This is a genomic window from Streptomyces sp. NPDC054841 (assembly GCF_053611045.1).
Genome location: NZ_JBSGZO010000293.1, coordinates 1 through 11,021, shown reverse-complemented (window position 1 = coordinate 11,021; position 11,021 = coordinate 1). Strand labels below are relative to the sequence as shown.

The following is an 11,021-nucleotide window of genomic DNA, read 5'->3' as shown; positions in this document are numbered from 1 at the left end:
CGACCGTGAGCGCCGACGAGCCGGCGGAGCCGGTCCCCGCCGCAGCCACGGCCACGGCGACGGCGGACGACACCGCCGACGCCCCCCAGCCGGAGGCCGACGCCGTACCCACCGCGCCCGCCGTGAGCGACACCGCGAGCGACACCGCAAGCGACACCGCCGGAAAGCCCGCCCACTCCCTCGCCCGCGTCAAGGCTCGCGCCGCCGGGCTGGTCGGGGCGTACAAGGCGGCCGGGACCGCGCTGAAGGGCGCGGGTGCGGCCGGGGCCCGGGCGCGGGTGTATCTCGTGCTGGACCGGTCCGGGTCGATGCGGCCCTACTACAAGGACGGCAGCGCCCAGCAGCTCGGTGAGCAGACGCTCGCACTCGCCGCGCACCTCGACGAGGCCGCGTCCGTGCACGTCGTGTTCTTCTCGACCGACATCGACGGGACCGGGGACCTCGGCCTCGACGACTACGAGGGCCGCGTGGACGAGCTGCACGCCGGGCTCGGACACATGGGGCGGACCAGCTACCACCGGGCCGTCGAGGAGGTCGTCGAGCACTACGAGAAGTCCGGCTCCGAAGGCCCCGCCCTGGTCGTCTTCCAGACCGACGGCGCGCCCGACGCCAAGCAGCCGGCCAAGCAGGCCCTCGCCGACACCGCCGGGAAGCCGTTCTTCTGGCAGTTCGTGGCATTCGGCGAGTACGACGCCAAGGGCTTCGACTTCCTCCGGAAGCTCCAGGCCGACAACGCCGCCTTCTTCCACGCCGGCCCCGACCCCCGTGAGCTCACCGACGACGAGCTGTACGCGGGGCTTCTCGGCGCCTTCCCGGAGTGGCTGAACAGCCGCAACGGCTAGACCCCGCCAGGGTCCCCGTCAGGATCCCCGCCAGGGACGGCGGAGGGCAGGCTCACGCGCACCACGAGCCCGCCCTCCGCACCCGGCTCCGCCTCCACCGTCCCGCCGTGCGCCGAGGCGATGGATCGCACGATGGAGAGGCCGAGCCCCGCCCCCGGCCCCATCCGGTCCCGCCCCTCGCCCCGCCGGAACGGCTCGAAAAGAGCGCGGACGTCCGCAGCGGCGATCACCGGCCCGGTGTTCGCGACCACCAGGACACCGCCGTCCACCCGTACCTCCACGGCCCCGCCCGGCACGTTGTACGTCACCGCGTTCGCCACGAGGTTCCGCACCAGCTGGGCCAGCAGCTGCCGGTTCCCGCGGACCACGTCACCCCGCGAGGCCCGGACGGCGACTCCGTACCGCTCGCACTCCTCCCCGGCGACCTCCGCGAGGTCGACGTCCTCCTTCTTCTCCAGTCCCCGCTCGCTGCGCGCCAGCACCAGCAGCCCCTCGATCAGCCGCTCACTGCGCCGGTTGCTGTCCAGCAGCACCTGCTTCACCGCGGCCAGTTCCTCCGCCGACGCGGACTCGTCCAGACCCACCTGGATCGCCGCGCGCTGCGTCGCGAGCGGTGTCCGCAGCTCGTGCGACGCGTTCGCGACGAACCTCCGCTGGCTGTCGAACGCCTTCTCCAGCCGCGCCAGCAGCGCGTCGATCGTGTCGCCGAGCTCCTTCAGCTCGTCGTCGGGACCACGCACCGCGATCCTCCCCCAGGCTCCGCCCGGGGGGACCCCCACCAGCGTGTGCTCCGACAGCCGCCGCGCCTTCGCGGTCATCTCGTGCACGGGACGCAGGACGCGCCCCGCCATCCACCATCCGACGAACACCGCGCACGCCGCCGTCGCCAGCAGCGCGAACGACGACCACATCAGCATCTGCTGCGAGGCCGCGTCGGACACGTTGTCGGTCAGCCGGTACACGGTGACCGGCTCCAGCACCCGTGTCTCCCGCAGGGCGATCGCCGCCGCCTCGTCCCGCGTACCGGCCCGCGACAGCAGGTTCACGATCGCGAGCAGGCACGCTCCGAGGACCAGGAAGACCGCGCCGTAGACCATCGCGATCCGCGTACGGATCGTGGAGCCGGGCCCGAGATACGAACCGGCGCCGGGGTACGAGGTCACAGCACGTACCCCACACCCTGCACCGTGCGGATCAGCCCGGGCTCCCCCAGCTTCCCCCGCAGCTTGCTCATGCACACCCGCACCGCCCCCGTGAACGGGTCCGTGTGCGCGTCCCACGCCCGCTCCAGCAGTTCCTCCGCCGACACCGTCGCCCCGTCCGCCTCCAGCAGGATCTGCAGCACGGAGAACTCCTTCGGTGAGAGGTCCAGCTCCCGCCCGTCCCGCTCCGCGGTCCTGCGCACACTGTCGAGCCGCACCCCGCACCGCTCCAGCAGCGGCGGCACCGGCGGCCGGGCGCTGCGCCGCCGCAGCGCCCGCACCCGCGACACGAGCTCGGGGAAGTCGAACGGCTTGGCCAGATAGTCGTCGGCCCCGAGATCGAGCCCCTCCACCCGGTCCTCCGTCGACGCGGCCGCCGTCAGCATCAGGATCCGGGTCCGGGACGCGCCGGCGACCAGTGAACGCGCCACCTCGTCCCCGTGCACCCGCGGCAGATCGCGGTCGAGGACGACGACGTCGTAGTCGTGCAGCCCCAGATACTCGAGCGCGGCGTCGCCGCTGTACACGGTGTCGACGGCGAAGCCTGCCCGCCGCAGCCCGGTGGCGACCAGTTCCGCAAGTGTCTCTTCGTCCTCGGCAACCAGTACCCGCATGCCGTGTTTCTACAGCAGCGGACGTTTCGGAGACGTCTCGGCCGGGTGGGCGCCCGTTATGGGTGTGAGTCGATCTTCCGGCGGCCGTTAGGATTTCGACCATGGCGGCCACTGGATCCGAGAAGCAGGGGACGAAGGCGTTCTACGTCTCGACCCCCATTTACTACGTCAACGACGCTCCTCACCTGGGCCACGCCTACACGACCGTCGCAGGCGACGTGCTCACGCGCTGGCACCGTCAGCGCGGCGAGAAGGTGTGGTACCTCACCGGCACGGACGAGCACGGTCAGAAGGTCATGCGCACCGCGGAGGCGAACGGCGTCACCCCGCAGGAGTGGTGCGACAAGCTCGTGGAGGAGGCCTGGAAGCCCCTCTGGGAGCACCTGGAGATCGCGAACGACGACTTCATCCGTACGACGGAGAAGCGGCACACCGACCGCGTCCAGGAGTTCGTGCAGGACCTGTACGACAAGGGCGAGATCTACAAGGGCGGGTACGAAGGCCCGTACTGCGTGGGCTGTGAGGAGTACAAGCTCCCCGGCGATCTGCTGGACGGCGAGGGCGAGTACGCCGGGCAGAAGCTGTGCCCCGTGCACAAGAAGCCGGTGGAGATCCTCAAGGAGGAGAACTACTTCTTCAAGCTCAGCGAGTACGGCCCGAAGCTGGTGGAGTTCTACGAGTCGAACCCCCGCTTCATCCAGCCCGAGTCCGCCCGCAACGAGGTCGTGAACTTCGTGAAGCAGGGCCTGCAGGACCTGTCGATCTCCCGGTCGACGTTCGACTGGGGCATCAAGGTGCCGTGGGACGAGAAGCACATCATCTACGTGTGGATCGACGCCCTGCTGAACTACGCGACGGCGGTCGGCTACAACGAGAACCCGGCGAAGTTCGAGGAGACCTTCCCGGCGAACGTGCACCTGATCGGCAAGGACATCCTCCGCTTCCACGCGATCATCTGGCCCGCCATGCTGATGGCGCAGGGCCTGCCGGTGCCCGGCAGGGTCGCGGCCAACGGCTGGCTGATGGTCGGCGGCGAGAAGATGTCGAAGTCGAACCTGACGGGCATCAAGCCGCAGGACCTGACCTCGCACTTCGGCGTGGACGCGTACCGCTGGTACTTCCTGCGCGCGATCGCGTTCGGCCAGGACGGCTCGTTCTCGTGGGAGGACTTCACCGCCCGCTACACGAGCGAGCTCGCCAACGACTACGGCAACCTGGCGTCGCGCGTCGCCGCGATGGTGGGCAAGTACTTCGGCGGTGCGCTGCCGGAGGCGACGGCGGCCGGCGAGGCGGAGAAGGCGGTCCAGGAGGGCCTGGCGAAGGCCGTGGCCGAGGCCGACCGGAGGATCGGCGAGGAGCTGGACTTCCAGGGCGGCATCCTGGCGATCTTCGACTTCGTGAAGCAGGTCAACGGCTACATCACGGAGCAGGAGCCGTGGAAGGTCGCCAAGGACGAATCGGATGAGGGCAGGGCTCGCCTCGCGACCATCCTCTACACGGCGGCCGAGTCCCTGCGGGCCGTGGCGGTCCTGCTGAACCCGGTCATGCCGGACACCTCGCAGCGGCTGTGGGACTCGCTGGGTGCGCAGGCGACGCTGGGCGCCCTGGCGGACCAGCGCGTCCAGGACGCGGCGGACTGGGGCCGGCTCCCGGCCGGCTCGACGGTGACGAAGGGCGCGGTGCTGTTCCCGCGCCTGGAGGAGCCGAAGAAGGACTAGGGCTCAGCGCGGGAACATGCGGGGGTTCGGGGGTCGCCCCCCGAAAAACGCAGTCCGCGCCTGGAGGAGCCGAAGAAGGACTTGCTCGGCGCGGCAACATGCGGAGGTTCGGGGGTCGCCCCCCGAAAAACGCAGTCCGCGCCTGGAGGAGCCAGGTAGGACCGAGACCGCGTGACGCGCCCGCGTACGTGGTCGGAGGGGCCCGGAGCCGTTACGGTTCCGGGCCCCTTGTCGTCGCTCACCGCGACAGCGACGCCGCGTCCCCCATCACCACCACCGGCTTCTTGTCCGGGTCCAGCCACAGCAGCAGACTCCGCATCTGCTCCAGCCCGAGCGACACGCACGCCTGCGTGGGGCCCTTGTGGTCGACGTGGAGCCAGACCCCGCCGCCCCGGTCCCAGCCCAGGGGACGGGGGTCGTCGTCGTAGAGCGGGGACGTACCCACCGTGCGGTTGTAGTTGATGGCGACGACGTAGTCGAAGGAGCCCTCCAGCGGCTCCCCCATGAAACCGGTGCCCTCGGCGTTGAACAGGGAGGTCTCGTGGTACGGGAGCCTCGTGCCCGGATCGGGCAGCCGGCCGCCCGCGTCGGTGAGCCCGAAGACCCCGATGGGCGAGCGGTTGTCCCCGGCCCAGTGCTCGTCGGTCCAGCCCTTGAGGGCGTTGTGGGCCGGCCAGGAGCTGGAGGCGGCCTGCCAGCCCTTCACCGGGTCGCGCTCGTACAGGACGGCCGTCGAGCGGCTGGAGTCCGGTCCTGCCCCGGTCACGACGAGGGCCTGGTCGGTGTCGTCCGGGATGCGGTCGCGCGTCCGCGAGCCGAGGCCCGGGATCTGCGCGGGCGGCGCGTGCTCCCGCACGGCCTTCCCCTTGGCGGTCTGCGCGCGGGGCGGGCCGGGGGCGGGAGAGGCGGGCGACGGCGCGGCGGGCTTCCCGCAGCCCCCCAGCAGCAGTCCGGCGGCCAGCAGTCCGACGGCCGTCCGTGCCGCCACTGTTCTGGTCAGTACGGTGCTCAGCACTCCGCGGTCCTCTCGTCGTCCGACACCGGCGGTACGTCACCGGTCCCTGCCCTCCCTTCCCGTTCGGGCGGACGGCCGACGGCCGACGCGGCGCGAACGACTCGTAAGGAGCACGAATTACCCGAGAACGCGTCAGATGGCGCGCCGGACGACGCGCAGCGCAGGAGAACCTGCCGGAGAACGCGCGCGGGGCCCGGAACCTCAGCGGTTCCGGGCCCCGCGCGTACGGCCGTGGGGTCTATGGCCTCACTTGGTGGGCTTGTACGGCGTCGGCTTCGCCTGCCCCTTGTAGACGCTGATGTGGAGCTCCTTGAGGCGGGCGTCCTCGACCTCCGCGGGCGCGCCCATCAGCAGGTCCTGTGCGTTCTGGTTCAGCGGGAAGGCGATCGTCTCGCGGATGTTCGGCTCGTCGGCCAGCAGCATCACGATGCGGTCGACGCCCGGGGCGATGCCACCGTGCGGCGGGGCGCCGAACTGGAAGGCGCGGAGCATTCCGGAGAACTCCTGCTCCACGGTCTCGCGGTCGTAGCCCGCGATCTCGAACGCCTTGAACATGATCTCGGGCTCGTGGTTCCGGATCGCGCCGGAGGAGAGCTCGACGCCGTTGCAGACGATGTCGTACTGCCAGCCGAGGATGTCCAGCGGGTCCTGGGTCTCCAGGGCCTCCAGGCCGCCCTGCGGCATGGAGAACGGGTTGTGCGAGAAGTCGATCTTGCCGGTCTCCGCGTCCCGCTCGTACATCGGGAAGTCGACGATCCAGCAGAACCGGAAGACGTTCTCCTCGAAGTGGCCCGCACGGCGCGCGGCCTCGACCCGCACCGCACCCATGATCTTGGAGACCTCTTCGAAGTCTCCCCCAGAGGCTCCGCCCTGGGCGGTACCCCCAGCGCCGAAGAACACCGCGTGGCCGGGAGCCAGGCCGAGGCGCTCGGTGAGGACCTTGACGTTCTCCTCGGTGAGGAACTTGGCGATCGGGCCGGACAGCGCGCCGTCGTCGCCCACGCGCACCCAGGCGAGGCCCTTGGCGCCCTGCTCGATCGCGTACTCGCCGAGCTGGTCGAAGAACTTCCGCGGCTGGTCCTGGACGGCCGGCACCGGAAGGGCGCGGACGTGCTTGCCCGCGAAGGCCTTGAACTCGGAGCCCTCGAAGACGTCGGTGATGTCGACGAGCTCCAGCTGGGCGCGCAGGTCCGGCTTGTCGGAGCCGTACTTCAGCATCGCCTCGCGGAACGGGATCCGCGGGAACGGGGAGGTGACGTGGCGGCCGTTGCCGAACTCCTCGAACAGCTCGGTCATCAGCTTCTCGACCGGCTGGAAGACGTCCTCCTGCTCGACGAAGCTCATCTCGATGTCGAGCTGGTAGAACTCGCCCGGCGAGCGGTCGGCGCGGGCGTCCTCGTCGCGGAAGCAGGGAGCGATCTGGAAGTAGCGGTCGAAGCCCGCGATCATCAGCAGCTGCTTGAACTGCTGCGGGGCCTGCGGCAGCGCGTAGAACTTGCCCGGGTTGAGGCGGGACGGCACCAGGAAGTCACGGGCGCCCTCGGGGGAACTCGCGGTGAGGATCGGGGTCGCCATCTCGTTGAAGCCGAGCGCGGTCATCTTGTGCCGGATGGCGGAGATCACGGCGGTGCGCAGCATGATGTTGCGGTGCATGCGCTCGCGGCGCAGGTCCAGGAAGCGGTACTCGAGGCGCCGCTCCTCGTTGACGCCGTCGTCCGTGTTGATCGTGAAGGGCACCTGGGCGGAGGCGCCGAGCACCTCGACGGCGGTGACCTCGATCTCGATCTCGCCGGTCGGCAGGTCCGGGTTGACGTTGTCGGCGCCACGGGCGGAGACCTTGCCGTCGATGCGGACGACGGACTCCTTGGTGAGGCGGCCGAGCGCCTCGTTGGCCGCGGTGCCGGGGCGGGCGACGAGCTGGACCAGACCGTAGTGGTCGCGGAGATCGATGAAGAGGATGCCGCCCAGGTCTCGGCGATTGTGCAGCCAGCCGCTCAGCCGCACGTCGGTGCCGACGTCAGAGGCGCGGAGCTCGCCGCAGGTGTGGGACCTGTACCGATGCATCGTCGTTCATCCAGTCTTCGCGATGGGGGATGTGGGCAGACCCACCCAGGTTACCGTCCGGCTCACGATCCCCTTTCCGTATTACGCGGCAGCATTACGCGGCGGCATTGCGCGGCGGCATTGCGCGGCGGCATTGCGCGGCGGCCCGCGCGGTGGCCTGCGCGATGGCGGCCCCCTGGAGCGCGGGCCGGGGCCGCGGGATACCCAGCGGGTCAAGGTGGGCGCATCGTGAATACAGTAGGAAAATGCGCACCGAGGACGTCCTGGCCGCGATCGCGACCGGCCTGTGGCGCTGGGACAACGTATCCGGGACCGTCACCCTCGACGCGGAAGCCGCCCGGCTGCTCGGGCTGCCCGAAGGACCCGGCACCTTCAGCGTGTCCGCCGTGCGCGCCCGCTTCCACCCGGTCGACTGGAACGAGGTCAGCGGTATCGTCCGGCTCGCCGTCGCCGAGGGGACCCTCGCCGAGACCCGGATGCGGATCGTCGACGAGGAGGGCCGGGTGCTGCGCACCGTACGCAGCCGCTCCAGGCCCGTCGGCGAGGGCGACGACTACTACTTGATCGGCACGCTCCAGGAGGTCGTGGAGCCGCAGCCCGGCACCAGCGCCCGCACCCCCATCACCGGCGACTGGCGCCGCTCCCGCGAGGCGTTCCTGCTGGACGCCGGGCGGGCGCTGGCCGAGGCCCGGTCCACGGCGGAGGTGCTGCGGGTCGCGGCCTCCCTGTCGATGCCCGGCTTCTCGCCGGACGGTCTCGTCGTCTTCGGGGCCGAGGGCGGCCGGCTGAAGGTCCTCGGCCAGCACGGGTACGACCCGGCCGCCGGCCGCCCGTTCGCCGACATGCCGCTGGACACCGAGTATCCGGCCGCCGAGGTCATCCGTACCGGCCGGGCCCTCTACATCCCGACCCCCGAGGAGTACCGCAGCCGCTACCCCGTCGTCTGGCCGGTCATCAAGCGCTTCGGCCGCCACTCCTGGGCCTTCCTCCCGCTGATCGTCGCAGGCCGCACCATGGGCGCCTGGATGGCGGCCTTCCGTCATCCGGTGACCTTCACACCCGACGAGCGGTCCGTGCTCACCACGGTCGCGCGGATGCTGGCGCAGGCCCTCGCCCGGGCCGGCGCCGCCGAGAGCGAGCGGGAGCTGTCGCGCGGTCTGCAGCGCTCGATGATGCCGAACCTGGGGCCGGGCATCCCGGGGATGGCGGTGGCCGCGCGGTACGTCCCGACCGGCGGCGGGCTGCAGGTGGGCGGCGACTGGTACGACCTGATCCCGTTGCCGACCGGGCGCATCGCGCTGATCATCGGCGACGTGCAGGGCCATGACGTACGGGCGGCCGGACTGATGGGGCAGCTGCGGATCGCCCTGCGGGCGTACGCCTCCGAGGGGCACCGCCCCGACGCCGTGCTCTCGCGGGCATCGCGCTTCCTGGTCGGGCTGCACGACTACGCGGAGAGCGAGGCGTACGACGACGGCGACGTGGTCGGACGCATCGGCCCGTACAGCGGACCGCGCTTCGCGACCTGCCTCTATCTGGAGTGCGACCCGGCGACCGGCACCCTCGACATCGCGCGCGCCGGGCACCCGGACCCGGCGATCCGGATGGCCGACGGCACGGTCATCCTGCGGCCCACGGCCGGTGGACTGCCGCTCGGCATCGACCCGGACTCGGACTATCCGACGACGCGGATCTCGCTCGAACCCGGCGAGACGATCATGATGTGCACGGACGGCCTGCTGGAGACCGGCGGCCACGACCTGCAGAGCGGCTGGGAGCGGATCCGGGCCGTGCTGGAGGAGCACCGCAGCGAGGGTGAATCGCCGGAGCTGGAGAAGCTCGCCGACGCCCTCGTCCAGGCCGTTCACGGTCCGGCCTCGCACTACACGACCGGGCCGCTCGCCGACCGGCGCGAGGACGACATCGCGGTGCTGCTGCTGTCCCGGCACGGCAGGCCGCCCCGCCGGGCCCCGCGCCGTACCGTCCTCACCGTCGCCCAGGCGGAGCCGGAACGGCTCGCGATCGCCCGGCAGCAGATGCGCGACCTGCTGCACGACTGGACGGACGAGGAGCAGGTCGACTCGGCGGTGCTGATGGTCTCCGAGATGGTCACCAACGTGCTCATCCACACCGACGGCGACGCGCTGATGGTGGCGGAGGCGGCGGGCGAGCACGGCGGCCGGCGCCTGCGGGTGGAGGTCTCCGACGCGAGCGACGAGCTGCCGCACAAGCGGCGGCCCGGCGAATGGGCGTCGTCCGGGCGGGGGCTGGTGCTGATGGAGATGCTCGCGGACCTGTGGGGAGTGGATCCGCGGGGCGAGGGCAAGTCGATCTGGTTCGAGCTCTACGAGCCGGGTGCCGCGGAGGGGGCTCCCGGCGAGCCGCCACCGCCCGCCGGGCCTTCGGCCGGCCCCTCCGTGGGCTCGCCGACCGGTTCGTAGCGCCCCCGCAGCACGCCGATCACGCCGAACGCGGCGGCGGTCAGGGGCACGGCCAGCAGCATCCCGAGGATCCCGGCGATCCCGGCGCCTGCCGTGATCGCCAGCATGACGACCGCCGGATGCATCTGGACGGTACGGCTCTGGATCATCGGCTGCAGGACGTGCCCCTCCAGGACCTGTACGGCGAGGACCACCCCGAGCGCCCAGAGCGCGATCACGAACCCCCGGTCGGCGAGCGCGACGAGAACGGCGAGCGAGCCGGAGATGAAGGCCCCCAGGTACGGGATGTACGCGAAGACGAAGACGAGGGCGCCGAGCCCGACCGCGCCGGGGACGCGGAGGATCAGCAGACCGACGGTGATGCAGATGGCGTCGATCAGCGCGATGAACGTCGTCCCTCGCATGAAGCCCTCGACGGCCTCGAAGGCCCGTCGCCCCATCGCCTCCACGACGTCTCCGGTGGAACGGGGAGCGAGGGAGCGCAGGGCGCCGACCGCGCGGTCGGAGTCCCGGAGGAAGAAGAAGATCAGCAGCAGGGCGAGGACGGCGATCGCGATCAACTCGCCGACGACGCTGAGCCCTGAGATCACCCCCGTGGCGGCCGTCCCGCCGAACTTGGTGAGCAGGTCCTTGGAGTTGGCCGCCAGATCGTCCAGCGAGGTCCCGGCGGCGCCGAAGTGCTCGGTGAGATCCCGGGCGGCCTGTCGGAGCGAGGCGATGATCTGGTCACCGCTCTCGATCAGCGCGCTGACCACGATGTACATGGCCCCGCCGACGACGGCGACCACGGCGGCGCAGGTCAGCCCGGCGGCCAGGGACCGCTGCACCTTCATCTTGACGAGCCGCCGGTACAGCGGCCGGAGCAGGGCCGTACCGAGCAGGGCGAGCAGTACGGGCGTGACGGCGGTCTTGAAGACGATGATCAGCCATACGCCGACCGCGGCGACGCCGGCCACGAGGAGCGCGACGACACACCAGGCCGCGACCCGCTTCACGGGTTCGGGGAGGAGCGGCGGGCGCGTGGGCGTGGGCTGCGACGGGGGCACGGCCCCCAGTCGATCATGCGCGGTGCGCGGCGGCGCGCCCGTCCGGGCCGGACGGGTGACGCCCCATCAGGTGAGTTGC

Annotated in this window: 8 protein-coding genes; 3 read left to right on the top strand and 5 right to left on the bottom strand. The window is 71.3% G+C overall.

The window, feature by feature from the left end; translation table 11 throughout:
* Window positions 1-842 (top strand): VWA domain-containing protein (locus tag ACWGI8_RS30015; protein WP_453665629.1); only part of this gene is annotated, 842 nt, incomplete at its 5' end.
* Here the strand turns inward: ACWGI8_RS30015 and ACWGI8_RS30010 are convergent.
* Both ACWGI8_RS30010 and ACWGI8_RS30005 read right to left on the bottom strand, forming a co-directional pair.
* The gene (locus tag ACWGI8_RS30010; RefSeq protein WP_453665628.1) at window positions 839-2,005 is read right to left on the bottom strand and encodes a sensor histidine kinase; all 1,167 of its coding nucleotides are present in this window, start codon (window positions 2,003-2,005) and stop codon (window positions 839-841) included. The two genes, ACWGI8_RS30015 and ACWGI8_RS30010, sit on opposite strands and share 4 nt — an antisense overlap.
* Entirely contained in the window at window positions 2,002-2,658 is a 657-nt protein-coding gene (locus ACWGI8_RS30005; RefSeq protein WP_453665626.1) for a response regulator transcription factor, read from the bottom strand. Before ACWGI8_RS30005 ends, ACWGI8_RS30010 begins: the two co-directional genes overlap by 4 nt.
* Before the next feature lie 101 nt (window positions 2,659-2,759).
* Here ACWGI8_RS30005 and metG point away from each other — a divergent pair, with 101 nt between their 5' ends.
* Window positions 2,760-4,376: a methionine--tRNA ligase gene (gene metG / locus ACWGI8_RS30000; protein WP_453665624.1), complete on the top strand. Its 1,617-nt coding sequence runs from the start codon at window positions 2,760-2,762 to the stop codon at window positions 4,374-4,376.
* Between the two features lie 238 nt (window positions 4,377-4,614).
* Here the strand turns inward: metG and ACWGI8_RS29995 are convergent, their stop codons facing one another.
* Together ACWGI8_RS29995 and aspS are read right to left on the bottom strand one after the other, a co-directional pair.
* Complete coding sequence (locus ACWGI8_RS29995; RefSeq protein WP_453665622.1) at window positions 4,615-5,391, bottom strand: hypothetical protein; 777 nt, start codon at window positions 5,389-5,391, stop codon at window positions 4,615-4,617.
* 246 nt (window positions 5,392-5,637) lie between these two features.
* Complete coding sequence (aspS, locus tag ACWGI8_RS29990) at window positions 5,638-7,455, bottom strand: aspartate--tRNA ligase (protein ID WP_453665621.1); 1,818 nt, start codon at window positions 7,453-7,455, stop codon at window positions 5,638-5,640.
* A gap of 245 nt (window positions 7,456-7,700) precedes the next feature.
* Here aspS and ACWGI8_RS29985 point away from each other — a divergent pair, with 245 nt between their 5' ends.
* Window positions 7,701-9,896, top strand: a complete 2,196-nt coding sequence (locus tag ACWGI8_RS29985) for a SpoIIE family protein phosphatase (protein ID WP_453665619.1) — start codon at window positions 7,701-7,703, stop codon at window positions 9,894-9,896.
* Here ACWGI8_RS29985 and ACWGI8_RS29980 read toward each other — a convergent pair.
* Window positions 9,800-10,942, bottom strand: coding sequence for an AI-2E family transporter (locus ACWGI8_RS29980; RefSeq protein WP_453665617.1), 1,143 nt, complete (start codon window positions 10,940-10,942; stop codon window positions 9,800-9,802). The genes ACWGI8_RS29985 and ACWGI8_RS29980 overlap by 97 nt on opposite strands.
* Window positions 10,943-11,021: the final 79 nt, after the last annotated feature.

Coding starts and splice junctions, on each gene's coding strand:
- ACWGI8_RS30005 (WP_453665626.1), bottom strand. CDS start 2,658: ATGCGGGTACTGGTTGCCGAGGACGAAGAGACACTTGCGGAACTGGTC.
- ACWGI8_RS29985 (WP_453665619.1), top strand. CDS start 7,701: ATGCGCACCGAGGACGTCCTGGCCGCGATCGCGACCGGCCTGTGGCGC.
- aspS (WP_453665621.1), bottom strand. CDS start 7,455: ATGCATCGGTACAGGTCCCACACCTGCGGCGAGCTCCGCGCCTCTGAC.
- metG (WP_453665624.1), top strand. CDS start 2,760: ATGGCGGCCACTGGATCCGAGAAGCAGGGGACGAAGGCGTTCTACGTC.